This is a genomic window from Shewanella sp., from assembly GCF_048265805.1.
In the GTDB taxonomy this organism is placed as follows: domain Bacteria; phylum Pseudomonadota; class Gammaproteobacteria; order Enterobacterales; family Shewanellaceae; genus Shewanella.
Window position 1 is genome coordinate 1 of record NZ_JBLXAT010000017.1, and the last position, 20605, is coordinate 20605.

A 20605-nucleotide genomic window follows, 5' to 3' on the forward strand; every position below is an offset into this window, starting at 1 on the left:
CAGCGGCGGTAGTTCTAGCTGAGCAGCTCTTAAAAAATGGCTATGCACTGGCGGATTTATGAGGGGATCCTTCAGTGTCGGGTGTCGAACATCGTAATCAACTGCTGCAAGATGTGCTGTTTGAAGTTGCTAAATATCCGCGGGCAACATTGACGGCGGAAGTGTCCGAGCAATGGCTCACCGAGTTACCTGTGGCAAAAGTGGTATTGATGTCGCTACCCGCAAAGCTGCAACTTCATGGTATCCAACAGGAATTGGAATTGCAGTTAAGCGTGGTCAAACTCAGCGAGCAGCAGATTTGGGTCACCAACGCTAAGCCGCTCATTTTGAACTTGAATACATTTGGCTTTACTAACGGGTTACACAAGTTGGCGCAATTGAGCAGCTTAGAGAGCATCTCGGCAATGACGCCGATGAGTTTTTCGCTGCTGCTAGAAAAATAGCTCGACAAGCTTATGCTTGATCAATGTGTTACGCTTTTATTGTTCCATAATGATGTTGATTCTATTAGTCTTAACACCAAATTCGCATTTGGCGGCAACAGTACTCAGTGAGTAGGTGACATGGTTACAGATAAAGACGGATATGCCCATCTGATCCAATACTTAAGTGAAAATTTGGGGTTGTTTACCAACGTGGGAGCCAATCCCGGCGATAGTACCGTGCTGGAGTTGTTTGAAGAGCAACTAGCGGCGCAAATCATCATGATTTGCGGACAGAATCCGGAGTTATCTTTCAGCCAACGCAATACCGTGATTCGAGAAATTGATGCGGTGGTGTATGACTTGGAAGAAGTGCTGGGCAAAATGGCTAATCAGCATGCAACCACAGAGCAGATCCACTTTATCAGTGAGTTTTCCGGACTGATTAAAAACTTATTTGATCAAGAAGTGAGTGACATGCTTAAGGCGTAGTTTACGCTGCTTCGATGCTCTTCGCTTATCGACACCCATAGATAAAACCCCTGACGAGCAGGGGTTTTTTGTGTCTGAGCCGCAAATTGAACTATTCGGCGCGGTTCAAACGCGTTTCAATCAAGGTATCAATGACGGCTGGATCAGCCAAGGTGGATGAATCCCCCAAGTTCGAGATTTCATTGGCGGCAATCTTACGCAGAAAGCGGCGCATGATTTTACCTGAACGCGTTTTTGGCAAGCCAGTGGCCCATTGGATTAAATCCGGTGTAGCTAATGCGCCAATCTCTTTGCGTACCCATTGACGTAGCTCTTGGCGTAACGCTTCAGAAGGTTCTGTGCCTTTGTTTAAGGTCACATAGGCGTAAATGCCTTGGCCTTTGATATCATGCGGATAACCGACTACGGCGGCCTCTGCCACCATATCGTGCGCAACCAGAGCACTTTCAATTTCTGCAGTGCCTAAACGGTGGCCTGATACGTTGATCACATCATCCACACGGCCGGTAATCCAGTAATAGCCATCTTCATCACGGCGAGCACCATCGCCAGTAAAATACATGCCGCGGAACGTTTTAAAGTAGGTCAGCGCGAAGCGATCATGGTCACCATACACAGTACGCATCTGTCCCGGCCATGAATCTAGGATCACCAAATTACCTTCAGTCGCACCTTCTAAAATCGCACCGGTATTATCAACCAGCGCGGGCTGCACACCGAAGAATGGACGAGTGGCCGAACCTGGTTTGGTATCGGTTGCTCCTGGCAGCGGCGTAATCAAAATACCGCCAGTTTCAGTTTGCCACCAAGTATCGACAATCGGGCATTGCTCATGGCCGATAACTTGGTGATACCAGCGCCACGCCTCTGGGTTAATCGGTTCACCCACAGAGCCCATAATACGCAGTGAATCCCCTTTATAGTTGGCAAATTGCTCTTTGCCTTCGGCCATTAGCGCGCGGATCAGCGTTGGTGCTGTGTAAAGAATATTTACTTTGTGGCGATCAATCATCTCGCCTAAACGAGCTGGGCTAGGGGAGTTTGGCACCCCTTCATGGATCAATACGGTCGCACAGTTAGCCAGTGGGCCATAAACCATGTAGCTGTGGCCGGTGATCCAACCCACATCAGCGGTACACCAGTACACCTCACCCGGTTTGTAATCAAACACATATTCGTGCGTCATTGCGGCGTAAACCATATAGCCACCGGTGGTGTGCAATACGCCCTTAGGGTTGCCAGTAGAACCTGAGGTATAGAGCAAGAACAATGGGTCTTCGGCGCCCATCTCTTCAGGCTCACAAAATTCGGAAGCCGTTTCAGTCAGCGAATGCCACCAGATATCGCGTCCTTCCTCCCAATTAATTGGGTTGCCAGTGCGTTTCAGCACAATCACTTTCTCGACGCTAGTGACATCTGGATGTGCCAACGCTTCGTCGATATTACGTTTTAGCGGAATATTGCGGCCGCCACGTACCCCTTCATCGGCGGTCAGCACCACTTTTGACTTGCCGTCTTTGATACGTGAGGCGATAGAATCAGGTGAGAAGCCACCAAATACCACGGAATGAATGGCGCCGATGCGTGCGCAAGCCAACATCGCAATCGCTGCTTCTGGCACCATTGGCATGTACATGGTTACCACATCACCTCGGCGAACGCCTTGACTACGTAATGCATTAGCAAACTTACATACTTCGGTATGCAGTTGGCCATAGGTGAGCGTACGTTGCTCTTTGGCATCGTCGCCTTCCCAGATAATAGCGGTTTTATCCGCATGTTCAGCTAAGTGGCGATCAACGCAGTTCACTGAAGCATTGAGTGTGCCATCATAAAACCATTGAATAGACAGGTTATGATCATCAAACGAGGTTTGTTTGATTTTGCTGTAAGGTTTAATCCAATCGATACGTTTGCCATGTTCACGCCAAAAGCCTTCAGGGTTCACAATGGATTCCTGATACATGCGTTTATATTTGTCGTCGTTAATCAACGCGTTGGAAGCAATCGATTCTGGCACTTTATAAATTGTTGGTTGGCTGCACATAAATACTTCCCATTTCAGTGATGCGTGTCGCAAAAGTATGGTTTGTATACAGCCAGGCGCTCTATTAGACATTGGTCTATTTATACTTATGTCTTATTTTTCAAAAGGATATGAGCTAATTTATGAAATGATTATAGTGGTATTTAAAACAGTCAAAATGCATAAAAAGTGCGAGAATTGTGGCTGATAACTATCCGTGTCATAAGGAATATTTCACCTTTCGCCATTTTGCGGTAGTTTATGGCACAGAATACGCTGTTCAAATAAAAATGCTGTACGCAGCAGCAACGGAATAGATGATGAATTTAACGTTATTGGTCGCCACGATCGCGCTTTGTTATGTCTGTTTACTGTGTTTGTTAGCTTGGGGCGCCGAGCGTTGGTTTGGTAACTTCACCAAAAAAATGCAGCACTGGATCTATTCTCTGAGTTTGGCGGTGTACTGTTCCTCGTGGAGTTTCCTCGGCACTGTTGGCCAGTCCGTTAAAGACTTTTGGTCATTTGTGCCGATTTTTATCGGCCCTATTTTGGTCTTTATGCTGGGCTTCGGTTTGCTGCGTAAAATGGTGATAGTTTCCAAGGCACAAAATATCACCTCAGTGGCGGACTTTATCGCTGCTCGTTATGGCAAATCACAACCGTTGGCGGTACTTGTCACCTTGATTGCGATGTTCGGTATCATGCCCTATATCGCGTTACAGCTTAAAGCCATGGTGTTTGGTTTTAACCTATTTCAGCCTAGCGGCGAGCCACTCAATGGCTCATTAGTCGCGTTGGCTATCTCCGTCTGGCTAGCCATTTTTGCCATCTTGTTTGGTACCCGCAAACTGGACGCCACCGAGCATAACCCCGGCATGATGCTGGCAATCGCGTTTGAATCTTTAGTTAAACTCACCGCTTTTTTACTCTTGGGCTTAGTGGTTGTATTTGGGGTGTTTGGCGGTTTGGGGCCGCTATGGCAGCAAGCAACCAGCGCTGGTATTGTGCAGCATCCCAACATGCGCTTAGAGTTGATCATCCCTGAAATGCTGGTGGGCATGGCGGCGTTTTTATGTATGCCACGTATGTTCCATGTGATGGTGGTTGAAGCGCAAAACGATCGTAATTTACGCAAGGCGCGTTGGGTATTTCCAATCTATTTAGTGTTGTTTGCCAGTTTAGTGGGACCGTTGGCCTTGGCGGGTAAACTGCTACTGGGCGACACGGTAATGCCCGATACCTACGTGATTAACCTGCCGTTGGCGATGGGCAAAGAATGGCTAGCGGTGATTGCGCTGCTGGGAACGATGTCGGCGGCTACCAGCATGGTGATTGTGGCGGTGGTTACCATTAGCATTATGATCAGTAACGAGTGGCTGGTGCCGGTGTTATTGCGTACTGGTCAGATAAAACGTAGCAATTTCAGTCAGTTTTCGACGCAACTGCTGTACGTGAGACGTATCTCAATTGTGCTGATTCTAGCCATGGGCTACGTGGCTTATTTGAGTTTTCAGCATAACGATTCGCTATCGCATCTGGGAATGTTGGCATTTGGTGCTTTTGCCCAGCTGTCGCCAGCGTTAGTCGGTGGCTTATATTGGAAGCGCGGTAATCGTTCTGGGGTGATGCTTGGATTGGCGTTGGGTTTTGGCGCATGGGCGGTGCTGCTGTTCCGTGAAGCTGCAATATCCGGCGAACTATTTACCTCCGGTTTGTCGACCTTTACCGACGTCACGCCAAAAATCCACGACATCCTCACCGCGTTAATCGTTAACTGGATGTTCTATATTTTGGGATCGGTGTGGTTCCGCGCGGGAGTGGTAGAGCGTATTCAAGCCAGTGCGTTTGTGATCCCCGGCCAACTGCGCAATAGCGGCAACCGCCGAGCCGTACAAATTAGTCAGCAAGATCTGCTGATCCTTGCCAGTCGATTTGTCAGTCCAACTCGCGCCTATGAAAGCTTTTCGCGCTTTTCGCCCGAGGCGGTGCGTAGTGATAGCTGGCATAAGTCGGCCTCTCGTGGCTTGATTAACCACACCGAGCACTTGTTAGCTGGGGTGTTGGGAGCGTCCAGTGCAGCGGTCGTAATGGACTCGGTACTTGAAGGACGCGATCTTGCGCTGGATGAAGTGTTTAGCTTAGTGGATGATGCGTCATCGCAAGTGTTGCTTAGCCAAGATATGTTGCGCGCCGCCATTGAACACGCCAATGAGGGGATGAGCGTGGTAGATAAAGAACTCAATTTGGTCGCTTGGAACTACCGCTACGAAGAGCTGTATCGTTATCCGAAGGATTTTTTACAACCCGGCATGTCGATAGCGAAAGTGATCCGCTTTAACGCGGCGCGTGGTTACTGTGGTGCAGGCAGCATTGATGAACATGTGGAAAAGCGTCTGACTCATATGCGGGCAGGGACTGCACATAGTTCAGAGCGGCAGCGTAAAGATGGCAAGGTGATTAAGATCCAAGGTAACCCGATGCCTGATGGCGGCTTTGTAATGACATTTACCGACATTACGCAATATCGTGAGCAGCAAAAAGCGTTGCAAGCATCGAATGAAAACTTGGAAGCGCGGGTTCGCGAACGTACTTACGAACTAGCGTTACTTAACAGTCAGTTATTAGAGGCGAAATCTCAAGAGGAGATGGCCAACGCCTCGAAAAGCCGTTTCTTGGCGGCGGTGGGGCATGATTTGATGCAGCCGCTCAACGCTGCGCGGTTGTTTACTGCGTCACTAACACAACATCCCAATGTGCCGTTAGATGTGCAACAGACGCTGAACCACATCAATGGTTCATTGAAAAATGCCGGAGAGTTGCTGACCGACTTGCTGGATATCTCGCGGTTAGATTCCGGCAAAGTTGATGTGAAACGCCGCGACTTTTCGATCTCTGAAATCTTAGCCACGATGGCGGTTGAATTTGAGGCGATGTCGAAGGATTACAGCATTACGTTTGCGGTCGTGCCGTCAGAGGTCACGGTCAACTCAGATCCGGCATTGCTGCGACGTATTATTCAAAACTTCCTTACCAACGCCTTTCGCTATGCCAAAGGTGGCAAGGTGTTGTTAGGTTGTCGCCATCGTCGTGACACGCTTGAGATCCAAGTGCTTGATACTGGCTGTGGTATTGCATCCGACAAACTCAAAGCGATTTTCCAAGAATTTCAGCGGATTGATAATCCCCACTCAAAAAGTGCTAATGGCTTAGGGTTGGGGTTGGCGATTGCCGAGCGTATTAGCAAGGTGCTGGAACATGAGATTAAGGTGCACTCTATTCATGGGCGCGGTTCGGTATTTTCCGTAAGTGTACCAGTGGGCTCTAGTGTCACCGCACCAAAATTAAAACATATGACACCAACCGTACGGACGTTGGCGGGTGTACAGGTGTTATGTATCGATAACGAAGAAGCCATTTTGGCGGGGCTAGAAAGCTTGTTAACCCGTTGGAAGTGCGAGGTGATCTGCGCTAATGATATCGATGATGCCCGCATTAAACTGGGGCTCAAAGGCGTTGCTCCAGACATCGTGTTAGCCGACTACCATTTAGATGATGGTAAAAATGGCCTTGATGCTATGAATGCCATTCGGGCTGCTTATGGTGAATCGTTACCGGGAATTTTGATCACCGCCAATACGAACAAGGCGGTGATTGATGAAGTCGAGCAACTGGGTTACCACTACATGGCGAAGATGGTTAAGCCTGCGGCTCTACGGGCATTAATTTCAAGTCTGGTGAAGCATCGTTAAGCTGCGTGGTAGGTTGTTGCCACGGGCGATAAAGCACTCCGTACCAGCTTGTGGCTATCAACCATGCTAGCCACAAGCTGGTGAGATCGTGGCTGAAGAAGTGAGCGCCGCGTAGCTCTTGCGTCATTGCAAAGACGGCGCCTAATCCGATCGCCAACGACAGTAAGGGTTTGCGCCATGCAGGCTTATTTACCAAGGCAAAATAGTACATCACTACCCAAGCAAACGCGCCGCTAGAATGACCGCCGGGGTAGCATTGCCCCAACGTTTGCTGGCTAAACAGCGTATCAGGAAACATCACCAAAGGTTTATCGCCGCCAAACATCACCAAATCCCATGGGCAGCTGACATTGGTTATTGCTTTGCCATAGCGTACCAATAATATGGTACTGAGAATGCTTAGCATCGTCATGAGTATACTTCGCCGATAGTGACGCCATTTGGGCACCCACTGACTGATGACTGCCGCGATAAGTAGCGCTGTTGCCATCAAGGTGACCAACTGCCTACCGCCATTATGTAACACCCGTTCAAATAGCACTTGATGGCGCAAATGCCATTGCACGCCACCTTCCAAGCTAAATAGCGATTTTGCTAATACAATATCAATGTGGAATATATTAATAATCGTAATAGCCAACACCCCAAACAGAAACGGAAAGACCAGTTTATTGGTGCACCAGCGCTGGGCCAGAGTGAATGGTTTAGCCATGAAAAGACATCCAAAAAGCAGCAGATGTTGTTGATTCTGGGGTGTTTAAATTAAGGTTTTCTTAACGATAATGTATTGCCGATATGCTTGGACTTGGGTGACTAGATTGTTCATTGCTGTTGTGGCTAGGGGATAAAAATTGACCGTTTGTTGTTGAGTTTGTGGGAAAACTGACTAAGTTTTAATAGGTAATCGGCATAGCTGACGTGTTAAATACAGACTGATAATGAGGGCTCATGGACGACGATTTATTTATCTTTTCGCCAGAGGATGCCAGTAGCGGTAACACTACTTCATCGCAAGTGTGGCATGTGCTTTCCGTCGAAGATGATGCCAATTATCAAGCCAGTCTAGTCAACATCCTTCAAGGCCATGTGGTGAAGGACAAAGCGATTCAAATGCATACGGCAAGCAGTGCCGCCCATGCAGCCGAAGTGATTGCTGCGACGCCAGAGCTGGCAGTAGTGTTACTGGATGTGGTCATGGAGGACGATGATGCTGGGTTACGTTTGGTTGATACTATTCGGCATGTGCTGGGCAACAGTTCGTTACGGGTGATCTTACTCACCGGACAACCGGGCATGGCGCCCTTTACAGATGTTATGCAGCGCTATGACATTGATGAATATTGGCAAAAGACTGATGTGTCATCTGATAAAATTCGCAGTGTGGTCGCGGCACATATCCGCACTTGGCATGCTTATCACGAGTTGGACCATGCCCGTAAAGGGCTAACTATGCTGGTTGAAGCATCGCGCGAACTATCACGTCTTAGCGACATTAAAGAGTATGCCAACCTACTGTTGGACAAGGTCAGCCGGATTATCGATGCCAGTATCGGTGGTATCATCTGTGCGCAGCATGCGGGTATGGAGCAGCCTAGCGAATACAAAGTGGTCAGTCATTCAGGCATTTTTAGCGAACTGTGCCAAACCGATGTACAGACACTCGGTCAACTACCAGAGCCTTATTGTGCGCGGCTTAAGCCATTAATCGCCAGCAGCCACCAACTTAGACAGCATCAGTTTTCCAACAACCTCAGCGTGCTGTATTTCGCCACAAACAAACTCAATGAAACCAGTAATTTTATGATGGTCGTCGAGTCGCAAACACCGTTAAGCGACTACCACATTAATCTGCTCAAAGTGTTTAGCGAAAATGTCAGCAATGGGTTTAATAACATCCTGTTGTGTAACCGCCTCAGTGAATTGGCCTATTACGATACTGAGTTGCATATTCCCAATCGCGCGTGGATGGTCAGATTCATCAACAACTTGTCTCAAGAAGAGCGACAAAATGCGCTGGTGGTGGCCATTACCATCCGTGACTATTACGATTTTGTGCTAAGCATTCCGAATCAGTCATTCTGCGAAATCTTGCATAGTTTTTATCAAGCCGTTGGTAAAGCGATGCCGACTGAGCGCTATATCGCACGGGTGAATGACGATTGCTTTGCCATCGTGTTACACAAAACCCAGCTGCTACAGACTCAGTCGCTAGTGGAGTTAGACCATTTTGAAATTAGCGCGGACCGTATTCAGTTACATATTGAAGTGAATACCGTGCTGATGGATTTGGCGCTGCTCAAAGGCGAGGATGCGGAGAGCATTCTTCATCTGCTCAGTTCTACCGTGCAGCATGGGCGTAAATCCCATCATCATTTTATGGAATATACCTCGGCACTGCGCGCTGATATATTATCGCGGCATAAGCTACTGCAAGGGTTAAACGCTGCTATAGATGAACATCAGTTGGCTCTGGCTTTTCAGCCTAAAGTTAGACTAGCTGATAGTGCGGTTGTGGGGTTTGAGGCACTACTGCGCTGGAAAAAGCCTTCAGGTGAAATTATCAGCCCCGGTGCTTTTATCCCAGTAGCTGAGATGTCTGGACTGATAAACAAGGTGGACAATCGTGTGTTTCACCTTACGCTTGATGCTTTAGCACAACTTAATCAGCAGCAAATCCATTTACCTGTCTCGTTTAACGTTACCGTTTCTGATCTTGAAAATGACAGCTTTGTCGACGAGATTTTGCAATTTGCGTTAGGCGCTAGCCCTTTGGCGGCGCTACTGGAAATTGAGATTACTGAGTCGCAGGCGATGGAAGATTACCAGCGTATCAAACCTATTTTGAAGCAGCTGATGAGTTGCGGCGTCGGTGTCAACATTGATGATTTTGGCACCGGTTACTCCTCGCTGAAACATATCGCTGAGTTGGGGGCGACTCATTTGAAAATAGATCAGACATTTGTCGCAGCTATGATGAAAAATGATGCAGGCAACGATATTGTCGATATTATCATCAGACTTGGTAATCGGTTTAATTTTACCGTGGTGGCCGAGGGTGTGGAAACCGTGGCTCAATGTGAACGACTGAAACAGCTCGGCTGCCAAGTGGGTCAAGGTTATCTCTTCGCTAGGCCGATGGAACTACCACAGTTATTGGAATGGCTAACAGACAACAGTCTGATTTCCCTTAAGTCATAGGCGGCGTAATGCACCAAAAACTCGATGGCCGAACCAAGGTACGCATCCTTACATTGGTGCATTTGGCTGGGATTATTTTGTTTGCCGTAGTGTCGGCGTTATTGATGTACAACGTCCAGTTCAACGCAAAATATCGCGACGTGGTAACTAAGCAAAGTGATGTGCTACATCGTGCAGGGCTGATGACGGTACAGGAGCTAGCGGAGTTAGAAAACTTTGTCCGCTTACTATCGATTAATGGTGTAGTGCGGCAAAGTATTCAAGTCGAGAACCCCTTAATGTTACCGCAGTTACAGCAAGAGTTTGTGGTGTTTGGCCGCAGCATTCAAAATTTGCTGCAAATACGCTGGCTCGATAATAGCGGTTACGAACAGGTTCGTGTTGATATTGAAGCGGGGCGCGCTTTTGGTGTCGCCGCCGAAGAACTCCAATATAAAGGTGACCGCTATTATTTTGTTGAAGGCATGGCGGTAGCCCCCCCTTATATCTACTTGAGCCCGCTCGATCTGAATGTTGAGCATGATCGCATTGTTATTCCCTACGAACCTACTGTGCGCATTGCGTTACGTACTGAGCCCAGTGATGACCTGCGCAGTGGCTTGCTAGTCATCAACTATAACCTTGGCCCGTTTCTTGAGCGTATTAAACAGCTAGAAACGAAAGATATGAGTATTGAACTGAGCAATAATGATGGCTATTGGTTCGTGCATCACAATCCTGATAATTGTTGGGGATTTGATCTTAATCATCCTGAATTGACGTTAGCCAAAGCGGAACCTTCGCTGTGGCAACTGATGCAACAATCAGACTATTTTATTGGTCAGATGATCAACGACCGCTTAGTTAGCTTCCAACGTGAAAGCATTAGCGATACTGGCTTTGTCATTCCAGATAGAAAAATCAACATCGTTGTATCAACTCCTAAGCCGATCATTATCGCGATGAAGCAAAATGCCATGTTGCCAGCATTGCTGCTCGGGGGCGTTATTTTATTGATTGGCATCCTCTTCATTGTGCGCGATTATTTCAGCCGTATGGCAATTGAACGGCTAAGCATGACCTTAGCGCTAGAGCGGGATTCTCTAAGAGAGGCCAACGAGCAGTTAGGGACCCATTTTCGACAGATGAGTTTATTGCAAAACGATCTGGCTGAGTCTAAGCGACTATCATCGCTGGGCCTTATGGTGGCTGGTGTTTCTCACGAAATGAACACGCCGCTTGGGGGCGCCTTGTTATCTATCTCTGAAGTCAACCGACAATTCGGACAGTTGCAACATGCACTGCAACGTGGTTTGACGAAAAGTGCATTAGATGACTTTATGGACAAAACTAAGGCGGCGTTAACGCTCACTGATCTCAATTTACGTCAAGCCAACAGCATCATTAAAAGCTTTAAACGGATGACCGTGGATCGCATCAATGACGAATTCACTGACACCAAACTTGCGCAGTTAGTTGAGGATCTGTTGCAAGCTTTGCAGCCCACGTTTAAAAACGCTAACGTCGCGGTGACGTCATCGATCTCACAAGATGTGCGGTTAATCACCCAACCGGGCATTTTATCTCAGGTGCTACAGAACCTATTACTCAATGCAGTAGACCATGCATTTGATGGCACTAAGCTCGGGCATATCTTCGTTAATTGTGAAGAGCAAGCTGCACACCTTATTATTGTGGTGGCTGATGACGGTTGCGGCATTGAGCCTGCATTGATTGATAAAATATTCGACCCATTTGTCACTAACCAGCGCGGTAAAAAACACACTGGCCTTGGCTTACATTTAGTGCATCAATGGGTCAATCGTTGTTTGTACGGCAGCATTCACGCTAAATCACTAACACGGGGCAGCAGTTTCGAAATCAAACTCCTCAAGAACCCGCTGCCCCGGATGGATAGCCAACACTGTAGTGACTAACTGCGAATCAGTCGCGGCTCATTCTGCCGCCATTAATGCAGTTTGTTATGGTGGCTGGCTAACTCGGTTAAAGTATCAATTAAGCGAGTTTCCTGCTCGATCGCCACAATCTGTGAATGAATTTTATCGGCTTTTGCCACATCCTGTTCGGCCATTTCGGAGGCTTGCTGCGAGGCGTTCGACAGGCTAGTTAATTCTATACTCAGTTGTTGTGAATCGTTTTCAATCACAGTCAGTACGTCATTAATACTATCAATCGCGCCTGAGATACCTTTAATGGCACTGGAAACACTATCAATGGTGTCACCCGTTTCTTTTACACTGGTTTGCGTACGTTGTGAGAGCGCCCGTACTTCGTCGGCCACGACAGCAAAGCCTCGACCAGCTTCGCCAGCGCGTGCCGCTTCAATGGCGGCGTTTAGGGCGAGTAGGTTGGTTTGCTCGGCAATGCCGCTGATGGATTGGATAATATTAACAATCTTGTCGGCGCTTTGGCGCAGCTGCACCATACCATCCGTTAAACTCTGTCGCTGCGTTTGTTGCTGGGCAATCTGACGCATGAACAAAGTGAACTGCTCACCTAACTCAACCTGTTGGCTCGCCGACTCACTGGATTGTGTGGCGATAAACTTAAGCTGTTCTGTTGATGTTTGCAATAACGGATAGATCTTGGCCATTTTGTCGATGAGATTGACCTGCAACCCATTAATACGCTCGAGACTCATCAGGCGAGTATTGGTGTGATATCCGGTAAATGATGCGAGATAGAACGGATAGTTATCGGCATATTCATCATGATATTTGCTGCCGTGGGGCACGGCGAAAAAGGCAACCGCCGTGACTGTTTGATTCTGGTGCAGCCCCAGAAACTCGCCAAAGGTAGAGAAACCAGATAAACATACGCCACCAAAGCTGTCGACCTTAGCCAAGCTTTGACCATTGTTTAGGCGCCGCAAAATACAGTCATTGGCGATCATTGCTACTGGCTTACCCGGTTTCCCTTGCATAAATTTACGGAAATCTTCCGCTGTTGATTGGGCAAAGTCTTTGGCTTTCACCAGCAGTAATTTTTCACCAAAGGCCATATCACTGAAGAAGGTAATACTGCCATTTGCATTGATGGTGGCTACTGAGCGGATATAGATATTGCCTTCAATTTCAATGCCGAAAGAGTGGCTGTTCAAGCGTTCAGCAAGCTGCGCACTGCTGCATTTAAAGTGACGAGTAAGCGCTTCGACCGGCGTTACCACTTCCATATCACGGTCTAATACGCTGTGTAACGTGCGAGTGAGTGGATCAAACTCGGCGACGTCGAACCCAGTTCCTGTGGTTTGGAAATTGTGGCTCTTCATAATGCCGAAGCGGTATTCTGGCGCAATTTTACAGAAGCAGAGAATGGCTTTATTGGCTTGTAGCTCGCCATCTAAGGCGATATCGGCGGCTTTGAAGTCAAGTTTGCCACCAGCACTGCCGCCAATGAAATAGCAGGGAAACCGCCGCAGGCGGTATAACGCTTGAGTAAAAAAGTCTTCACTGGCGGTTAGTCCATCAAAGTAGGTTAGCGCTATAGTGCTTTTGCTACCGATATCAAAGGGAACGTCAATGCGCTTGAGTTCATTGGCAATTTTTTCCACCCGCTGCTTGGGGGTTAATGTTACTTGGCCGCGGCGAATATCATCGCTAAAGAGTGGCACGGTATGTATTGACAGTTCAGCAATGATCGCTTTAGAAAACGCATGTATCACAATGCTATCCCAGCTACTGGGGGTGTCGTGATACAGCTGTTTACCACCGCCTAATTCGCCAGCTGTCATGACGGCGATGATATGTTCTGCCCATGGCATCGCTTGTTTAAGTTTCTGATTTACGCTGGAGAAATTACAGTGCGGAGAGATAAACGCCAGCACCAGTGCAGTACCTTCTTTAAAACGACAGTCTTGCAGGCTAGCTTCGTTGATGGCACTGCTTGAAAGTGTCTTGCTCACTGACACGCTACCCACTTGCGTGGCACTAGCTGAAGATTGAGCAGATGATTTTTTCCAAGAAAACATAGGTAAATAACCTCAGCTACGAACGATTAAATCAGGAGTTGTTGAACTGCTTTTTTGAAATATTGATGAATTAGTGCCTTATGACTATAGACTTGCACCCAGTAAAACGCACACAGATAGCGCAGTGTTTTGCTATAAACTTTAGTGTTATTCCAGCACGTTAGGCTGACTATGCTTAAGCCCCTCGGCGAGATGAGTGAGCAAGGCGCTGACTTTGGGCGATAGGTGGCGATTCTGCGGGTAAAGTCCCCATACACCTTCAGGCTGGCACCGGTAACTCGTTAATACTTCTACTAAGCGGCCTCGTTGTAGATCTTGCTGTACATAGTAATCCGGTAATTGGATCAGCCCGAGCCCTTTGCGCGCACCATCAAGCAAGCCAATCCCTGAATTACATTGATAGTTACCTGTGACTTTCATCTGCCGCTCGGCACCACCATCGTTAATCCGCCAATAGGGGTTATTACCCACTAAACAGTTGTGTAGCGCGAGTTCTGACAAGGTATATAGTGCGCCATAGTGAGCCAGATATTCTGGGCTAGCACAGATAAAATTACGTCGGCTGGATAACCGCTTTGCAATAAAGCTGGAGTCATCCAACTTACCGAGACGCACGGCGAGATCGATACCGCTTTCCACTAAGTCTAAGGTTTTATTGCTCAGCACAATATCGAGCCTAAGCTTAGGGTAGAGCTGCTGGAAGTCATTGATCAACGGCACAATAAACTGCTCACCGTAAGTCACAGGGGCGGTGACTCTCAGTAATCCTTGAGGTTCGCTTTGCATGGTGCCTAGGGCGCGTTCGGCTTCCTCAATCCCATCTTGCAGCGCGCGGCAATGACGATAATACAGCTCACCTTCGTTAGTTAGACTAACCTTTCGTGTGGTACGGTAAAAAAGCTTACTGTTAAGACGCTGCTCCAATGCGGCAATTTGACGGCTGACTTGGGCAGCTGAAATGCCTAAGCGACTCGCGGCGCCAGTAAAGCTTTGTAGTTCGGCAACCGCTATGAATTCAGGTAGCCCGTTCCAAGGATTCATTATTACATATTGGTAAAAGTGTATTTAATGAAAAGCAGATTATCACTTATGAGTAAATAATTAAAATACTCACGAACCCTAATAAGTCTTAAAGGATGAAATGATGACTGAAAAGTTTATTAAATCTCGTGCCGCAGTTGCTTGGGCAGCGGGCGAACCACTGAAAATCGAAGAAGTGGATGTGATGATGCCTAAGGCTGGCGAAGTACTGGTGAAAATTGTTGCCACTGGTGTTTGTCATACCGATGCATTCACACTGAGTGGTGATGATCCTGAAGGCGTGTTCCCTGCAATTTTAGGGCATGAAGGCGGCGGCATTGTTGAAGCCGTGGGCGAAGGCGTTACCAGCGTTGCAGTTGGTGACCACGTAATCCCGCTGTACACCGCTGAATGTGGCGAATGTAAATTCTGTAAATCGGGTAAAACCAACCTGTGTTCTGCTGTTCGTGCAACTCAAGGTAAAGGGCTGATGCCAGACGGCACTACCCGTTTCTACAAAGACGGTAAGCCAATCTTCCATTACATGGGCTGTTCAACCTTCTCTGAATATACTGTTTTGCCAGAAATTTCTTTGGCAAAAGTAAGTAAAGAAGCGCCATTAGAAGAAATTTGTCTATTAGGTTGCGGCGTGACCACTGGTATGGGCGCTGTGATGAATACCGCCAAAGTAGAAGAGGGTGCCACGGTAGCAATCTTCGGTCTGGGTGGTATCGGTTTATCAGCTATTATTGGCGCAACCATGGCGAAAGCTGGTCGTATCATCGGTATCGATTTGAATGAAAGCAAATTCGAATTGGCGAAAAAGCTGGGTGCAACCGACCTGATCAATCCAAAGGACTATGACAAGCCAATTCAAGAAGTAATTGTTGAATTGACTGACGGTGGTGTTGACTACTCATTTGAATGTATCGGTAACGTGAACGTGATGCGTTCAGCACTGGAATGCTGCCATAAAGGCTGGGGCGAATCAGTGATCATCGGTGTCGCAGGCGCTGGTCAGGAGATCTCTACTCGTCCATTCCAATTGGTAACTGGCCGCGTATGGAAAGGTTCTGCTTTCGGTGGTGTTAAAGGCCGTTCGCAACTGCCTGGTATTGTTGAGCAATATCTGCGTGGCGAGTTCAAACTGGATGATTTCATCACGCATACTATGCCGTTAGATGATATCAACGAGGCGTTTGAACTGATGCATGAAGGTAAGAGCATTCGCAGCGTAATCCACTACTAATTAGGAGCTCTGATAATGGAAAATATCAGTAGCAACAAGATGTTTGGTGGCTGGCACAAGCAATATACACATCACTCTAACGTGCTTAATTGTGAGATGCGCTTTGTTATCTTTTTGCCGCCGCAAGCTAATGATAAGCCAGTGCCAGTGCTGTATTGGTTGTCGGGGCTGACTTGTACCGATGAAAACTTTATGCAAAAGGCGGGTGCCCAGCGCGTGGCTGCCGAACTGGGGATGGCCATTGTGTGTCCTGATACCAGTCCGCGTGGTGAAGGCGTCCCTGATGATGCCAATGGCGTATATGATTTTGGCTTAGGCGCGGGCTTTTATATCAACGCAAAGGCTGAGCCATGGGTAAAACATTATCAGATGTACGACTATGTGGTTGATGAGCTACCTAAGCTGATCGCACAGCACTTTCCCGTCACGGATAAAAAGGCGATTGCAGGTCACTCTATGGGGGGACATGGTGCATTATCTATCGCACTGAAAAACCCAGGGATGTTTGTCAGTGCGTCGGCATTTGCACCGATCTGTCATCCTAGCCAATGCCCTTGGGGTCAAAAAGCCTTTGCCGGCTATTTGGGTTTAGACCGTGAATCGTGGAAGAGTTACGACACCGTTGAGTTGATTAAGGCGGGTGCAGAGCCGCTGCCGATGAAAGTTGACCAAGGTGAAGCTGATAACTTTTTGGCTGAGCAGCTAATGCCAGAAAGTTTAGTGGCCGTCGCGGAGCAGATGAATCTGCCGCTCGACTATCAAAGTCATCCCGGTTATGACCATAGTTATTTCTTTATCGCCAGTTTTATTGAGGAGCATTTACGTTTCCACTGGCAATATCTGTAATAGCGCCATAAAAAATGCCCCTATCGAGGGGCATTTTTTAACGCAGTTAAAGATTAAATCTCAACTTTATCCATATCAAGTTGCTGCAGCGCAATAACTGCTTGGGTGCGGTTACGCACACCTAACTTTCTAAAGATTGCCGTAGCATGGGCTTTAATGGTAGCTTCTGATACGCCCAAGTCATAAGCAATCTGCTTATTGAGCATACCTTCGGCAAACATTTGCAAAACCTTATATTGCTGAGGGGTCAATTCAGATAATTTCCCCGCGACTTTTTCGGAACTGCCTTCATCATCAATATCAATAAGTTCTACACCTTCAGGCAACCAGATGTCCCCCAATAACACATCGTTAATGGCTGCTGAGAATGTTTCCATTGACGCAGATTTAGGAATAAATCCGGCACTGCCATAATGGATAGCTTTACTAATAGTGGTGTTGTCTTCGTGTGCTGAAATTACGATGACCGGTAATTCAGGAAAATGCGAGCGCAAATGGATCAATGTTGAGTAACCGTGGGAGCCAGGCATCTGCAGATCTAATAAAACGAGATCACATCCTTGTCCAGCACCTTCGAGTAACTGTTGTAGTGCTTCAGCACTATCTGCCTCAAACCATTCGGTATTTGCAAATGCCGGTGTCAGCGCTTGACGCAGAGCATTTCTAAATAACGGATGGTCATCAGCAATAATAATTTTTAAGTTTTCTGGCTTCATGGCATTTATCATATGTTGTTCTGCTCATTGAAGGGATTCCAATGTAACAGAAAAATGCTGAGTTATCCTATTGCTTTTCGGGCGTTTTGTACATCTTTCGCCCGACACACACTAAGACTTTAGTCGAGATTTATCTGCAATAAAAGACATTTAGCAAATTAATTCAGCGTAGGTAACTCAAACAGATTGTCAGTTAACACTTTGGTCGGCTTTCTTTCTTGATCGACTGCAACCATAGTAAACACGCCACGAATCGCATGTTCACGATGATCTTTGTTCATATCCTCTACATAGATATTTACTTCAACTTTCATTGAGGTATTACCCACATAGATTACCCGTGCAATCAATTCTGCCATAGTGCCAGCTGGAATCGGTTTTTTGAAATCAATTTTATCTGAACTGACAGTTACGGTAGGTTTACGGCAAAAACGTGTGGCAGCGATAAAGGCGGTTTCATCCATCCAAGCCAGTGCTTCACCACCAAATAACGTGTTGTGGTTATTTAAAATGGCAGGGAATACCGCTTTAATAACGCGCGATTCAGACATATCCATACGTTGGCGAATAACGTCTTCGCGGTGTAATTCGAGCGAATCTACGCTATTGCTTGCTGCATTAATGGTGCTGCTATCCAACATTTGTGAATCCTTGCTATGGGAAAAATAAACCGTGATTTTGGTCACTATAATACTAAAGTGTGATAGCGGATAACATCGATGAATTGATGCAAAAAAGTATCGCTATTTAGCGATAAACATGCAGCTTATAGTTGAATGGCTTTATTAGTAATACAAAAGGCAGCATATTATGCTGCCTTTACGTTCTTTATATGATTAATGGCAAGCTTAGTTTTGTTGCATGCGTTGTCTGGATGCGACTGCCAGTTTACGCAGTAGCTGCTCCGATTCATCCCAGTTAATACAAGCATCAGTGATACTTTTACCGTATTGCAGCGCTTGACCAGGGATCACTTGCTGATTGCCTTCTTCGATGAAGCTTTCAATCATCACTCCAGCAATATCCATGGAACCTGTTGCCATCTGCTGCATCACATTGTCTGCAACTAGCAATTGGTTACGGTGTTTCTTCTGGCTGTTGCCGTGGCTGAAATCAATGACGATGCCGGAATGAATTCCGACGCTTTTTAGATGCTCACGTGCAGCCGAGACATGTTCTTGCTGATAGTTAGGGGCTTTACCACCACGTAAAATCACGTGGCCAAAAGGGTTACCGTGAGTACGGTAGACCGACATTACGCCATTTTTATCTGGCGAGTAAAAGATGTGTGATACCCGCGATGCCCTCACTGCATCTACAGCAATATTGATATTGCCATCGGTGCCATTTTTAAAACCTACAGGGCATGAAAGCGCTGAGGCCATTTCACGATGGATCTGACTCTCTGTTGTACGAGCACCGATAGCTCCCCAAGTGATCAAGTCGGCAATGTACTGACCATTAACCATGTCAAGGAATTCGGTGGCGATCGGTAACTTAAGTTCAGTGATCTGTTGCAGTAACTGACGTGCCAGACGCAAGCCTTTATTAGGACTAAAGCTACCATCCAAATCTGGATCGGAAATCAAACCTTTCCAGCCCACGATGGTGCGAGGTTTTTCGAAATAGACGCGCATAACAATGCACAGGTCATCTTTTAATTCTTGATGCAATGTGCTGAGGCGCTTGGCGTAATCTAACGCCGCTTCAGTATCATGGATTGAACATGGGCCAATGATCACTAGCAGACGTTTGTCGCTACCATCAATGATGGCTTCAACTTCACGGCGTTGTTGCACTAGATAATCAGCCGCCGCTTGTGTGAGTGGATATTCTGCAGATAGCTGTGCAGGCGTAATTACATTACACAGCAGATCGGAACGGAGTTCGTCAGTTTTTATGGTCATTAGCGGGTTACTACCAGATTTATCTATGAGGAGAACATCAATAACGGCTGATTATAACTAATAGCCGTCTACTGCACAGTGAAAAATCAATCGATAAACTCAATCGTCATCATGCAGAACAATCAGCTGCTGAAAAATTGTTCAGCAGCGAAATTAAAAACGAGTGGATAGGGCGTACGAGGGCGATTTAGAACATATGCCGATCTAAACCGGCCATGTCCAAAATCTTAGTGGCGATCTCTTCAACCGATTGGTGTGTGGTATCAATATAAGGAATACGTTCTTTCTTAAATAACATTTCTACCTCTTTTACTTCTAAGCGGCATTGGCGTAAGGAAGCGTAACGACTGTTCTCGAGGCGGTTTTGGCGAATCTCATGTAAACGAACCGGGTCAATTGTCAGGCCAAACAGTTTCGCTTTATTCTTTTTAAGCGATTCTGGCAGTTTTAAATTATCCATATCCTCCTGAATAAACGGATAGTTGGCTGCTTTAATACCGAACTGCATGGAAAGATACAGACTAGACGGCGTTTTGCCGCAACGTGATACCCCCACCAAAATGATGTCCGCTTTATCGAGGTGTTTCAGTGTCTGACCATCATCGTTTTCCAGCGCAAAGTTCACCGCATCGATACGATTATCGTAACCCCGATTAAGCATACTATGAGTACGGTGCATCGTCGGCATCGCTTGTACTCCGAGCTGTTGTTCGAGTGGTGCTACAAAGGTATTCAAAAAGTCGTAATCGAGGCCTTCGCTGGAATAAATGATGTCGCGAATGTCTGGATTTACGATGGAATGGAACACTAACGGCCGCTGACCTGTGGTAATAAAACTATCATTTATTTGTTTCTTTACAGCTTCTGCGCGTGAGGTTGTTTCAACGAAAGGAATGGTAACTGAATCAAATTTAAGCGGAAATTGCGATAAAACCGCATGGCCAAACACCTCGGCAGTAATGGCTGTTCCATCAGAAATATAGAAAACTTTCGGTGTCATAATGACCTCTTGT

General features: G+C 46.8%; 15 protein-coding genes. 7 read left to right on the forward strand and 8 right to left on the reverse strand.

The features are described from left to right. Positions 1–74 precede the first annotated feature (74 nt). Positions 75–443: a YceI family protein gene (locus ACN0TT_RS12530; protein ID WP_417762501.1), complete on the forward strand. Its 369-nt coding sequence runs from the start codon at positions 75–77 to the stop codon at positions 441–443. Between the two features lie 120 nt (positions 444–563). Further along, positions 564–914 carry a DUF3802 family protein gene (locus tag ACN0TT_RS12535; RefSeq protein ID WP_417762502.1) on the forward strand — a complete coding sequence of 117 codons (351 nt, stop codon included), beginning with the start codon at positions 564–566 and terminating at the stop codon, positions 912–914. Between the two features lie 91 nt (positions 915–1005). Here the strand turns inward: ACN0TT_RS12535 and acs are convergent, their stop codons facing one another. Then, positions 1006–2961, reverse strand: coding sequence for an acetate--CoA ligase (acs, locus tag ACN0TT_RS12540; RefSeq protein WP_417762503.1), 1956 nt, complete (start codon positions 2959–2961; stop codon positions 1006–1008). Positions 2962–3260: 299 nt separating this feature from the next. Between acs and ACN0TT_RS12545 the strand changes: the two genes are divergently transcribed. Next, complete coding sequence (locus tag ACN0TT_RS12545) at positions 3261–6689, forward strand: NahK/ErcS family hybrid sensor histidine kinase/response regulator (protein WP_417762575.1); 3429 nt, start codon at positions 3261–3263, stop codon at positions 6687–6689. Here the strand turns inward: ACN0TT_RS12545 and ACN0TT_RS12550 are convergent. Further along, positions 6637–7401, reverse strand: a complete 765-nt coding sequence (locus ACN0TT_RS12550) for a phosphatase PAP2 family protein (RefSeq protein WP_417762504.1) — start codon at positions 7399–7401, stop codon at positions 6637–6639. The two genes, ACN0TT_RS12545 and ACN0TT_RS12550, sit on opposite strands and share 53 nt — an antisense overlap. Positions 7402–7637: 236 nt before the next feature. Between ACN0TT_RS12550 and ACN0TT_RS12555 the strand changes: the two genes are divergently transcribed. Further along, on the forward strand, positions 7638–9887 hold the full coding sequence (locus ACN0TT_RS12555; protein WP_417762505.1) for an EAL domain-containing protein: 2250 nt from the start codon (positions 7638–7640) through the stop codon (positions 9885–9887). Positions 9888–9895: 8 nt separating this feature from the next. Beyond that, the gene (locus ACN0TT_RS12560; protein ID WP_417762506.1) at positions 9896–11803 is read left to right on the forward strand and encodes a sensor histidine kinase; all 1908 of its coding nucleotides are present in this window, start codon (positions 9896–9898) and stop codon (positions 11801–11803) included. Positions 11804–11835: 32 nt separating this feature from the next. On the opposite strand, the gene ACN0TT_RS12565 is transcribed toward ACN0TT_RS12560, so the two are convergent. Together ACN0TT_RS12565 and ACN0TT_RS12570 are read right to left on the reverse strand one after the other, a co-directional pair. Continuing rightward, positions 11836–13854 carry a methyl-accepting chemotaxis protein gene (locus tag ACN0TT_RS12565; RefSeq protein ID WP_417762507.1) on the reverse strand — a complete coding sequence of 673 codons (2019 nt, stop codon included), beginning with the start codon at positions 13852–13854 and terminating at the stop codon, positions 11836–11838. Between the two features lie 147 nt (positions 13855–14001). Further along, the gene (locus ACN0TT_RS12570; protein ID WP_417762508.1) at positions 14002–14895 is read right to left on the reverse strand and encodes a LysR substrate-binding domain-containing protein; all 894 of its coding nucleotides are present in this window, start codon (positions 14893–14895) and stop codon (positions 14002–14004) included. Positions 14896–14998: 103 nt separating this feature from the next. Here ACN0TT_RS12570 and ACN0TT_RS12575 point away from each other — a divergent pair, with 103 nt between their 5' ends. Together ACN0TT_RS12575 and fghA are read left to right on the forward strand one after the other, a co-directional pair. Continuing rightward, on the forward strand, positions 14999–16123 hold the full coding sequence (locus ACN0TT_RS12575; protein ID WP_417762509.1) for an S-(hydroxymethyl)glutathione dehydrogenase/class III alcohol dehydrogenase: 1125 nt from the start codon (positions 14999–15001) through the stop codon (positions 16121–16123). Positions 16124–16132: 9 nt separating this feature from the next. Continuing rightward, entirely contained in the window at positions 16133–16969 is an 837-nt protein-coding gene (gene fghA, locus ACN0TT_RS12580) for an S-formylglutathione hydrolase (protein WP_417762576.1), read from the forward strand. A gap of 53 nt (positions 16970–17022) precedes the next feature. On the opposite strand, the gene ACN0TT_RS12585 is transcribed toward fghA, so the two are convergent. The 4 genes from ACN0TT_RS12585 to ACN0TT_RS12600 form a co-directional block, all read right to left on the reverse strand. After that, complete coding sequence (locus ACN0TT_RS12585) at positions 17023–17685, reverse strand: response regulator transcription factor (RefSeq protein WP_417762510.1); 663 nt, start codon at positions 17683–17685, stop codon at positions 17023–17025. Between the two features lie 158 nt (positions 17686–17843). Further along, positions 17844–18242 (reverse strand): acyl-CoA thioesterase, encoded by a 399-nt coding sequence (locus ACN0TT_RS12590; RefSeq protein ID WP_417762577.1) that lies wholly within the window; start codon positions 18240–18242, stop codon positions 17844–17846. A 291-nt stretch (positions 18243–18533) separates the two neighbouring features. Beyond that, positions 18534–19592: a 3-deoxy-7-phosphoheptulonate synthase gene (locus tag ACN0TT_RS12595; protein WP_417762511.1), complete on the reverse strand. Its 1059-nt coding sequence runs from the start codon at positions 19590–19592 to the stop codon at positions 18534–18536. A gap of 187 nt (positions 19593–19779) precedes the next feature. Beyond that, positions 19780–20592 carry a pyruvate, water dikinase regulatory protein gene (locus ACN0TT_RS12600; protein ID WP_417762512.1) on the reverse strand — a complete coding sequence of 271 codons (813 nt, stop codon included), beginning with the start codon at positions 20590–20592 and terminating at the stop codon, positions 19780–19782. Positions 20593–20605 lie beyond the last annotated feature (13 nt).

Coding starts and splice junctions, on each gene's coding strand:
- ACN0TT_RS12550 (WP_417762504.1), bottom strand. CDS start 7,401: ATGGCTAAACCATTCACTCTGGCCCAGCGCTGGTGCACCAATAAACTG.
- ACN0TT_RS12545 (WP_417762575.1), top strand. CDS start 3,261: ATGAATTTAACGTTATTGGTCGCCACGATCGCGCTTTGTTATGTCTGT.
- ACN0TT_RS12575 (WP_417762509.1), top strand. CDS start 14,999: ATGACTGAAAAGTTTATTAAATCTCGTGCCGCAGTTGCTTGGGCAGCG.
- acs (WP_417762503.1), bottom strand. CDS start 2,961: ATGTGCAGCCAACCAACAATTTATAAAGTGCCAGAATCGATTGCTTCC.
- ACN0TT_RS12555 (WP_417762505.1), top strand. CDS start 7,638: ATGGACGACGATTTATTTATCTTTTCGCCAGAGGATGCCAGTAGCGGT.
- ACN0TT_RS12565 (WP_417762507.1), bottom strand. CDS start 13,854: ATGTTTTCTTGGAAAAAATCATCTGCTCAATCTTCAGCTAGTGCCACG.
- ACN0TT_RS12595 (WP_417762511.1), bottom strand. CDS start 19,592: ATGACCATAAAAACTGACGAACTCCGTTCCGATCTGCTGTGTAATGTA.
- ACN0TT_RS12585 (WP_417762510.1), bottom strand. CDS start 17,685: ATGAAGCCAGAAAACTTAAAAATTATTATTGCTGATGACCATCCGTTA.
- ACN0TT_RS12560 (WP_417762506.1), top strand. CDS start 9,896: ATGCACCAAAAACTCGATGGCCGAACCAAGGTACGCATCCTTACATTG.
- ACN0TT_RS12590 (WP_417762577.1), bottom strand. CDS start 18,242: ATGGATATGTCTGAATCGCGCGTTATTAAAGCGGTATTCCCTGCCATT.
- ACN0TT_RS12535 (WP_417762502.1), top strand. CDS start 564: ATGGTTACAGATAAAGACGGATATGCCCATCTGATCCAATACTTAAGT.
- ACN0TT_RS12570 (WP_417762508.1), bottom strand. CDS start 14,895: ATGAATCCTTGGAACGGGCTACCTGAATTCATAGCGGTTGCCGAACTA.
- ACN0TT_RS12600 (WP_417762512.1), bottom strand. CDS start 20,592: ATGACACCGAAAGTTTTCTATATTTCTGATGGAACAGCCATTACTGCC.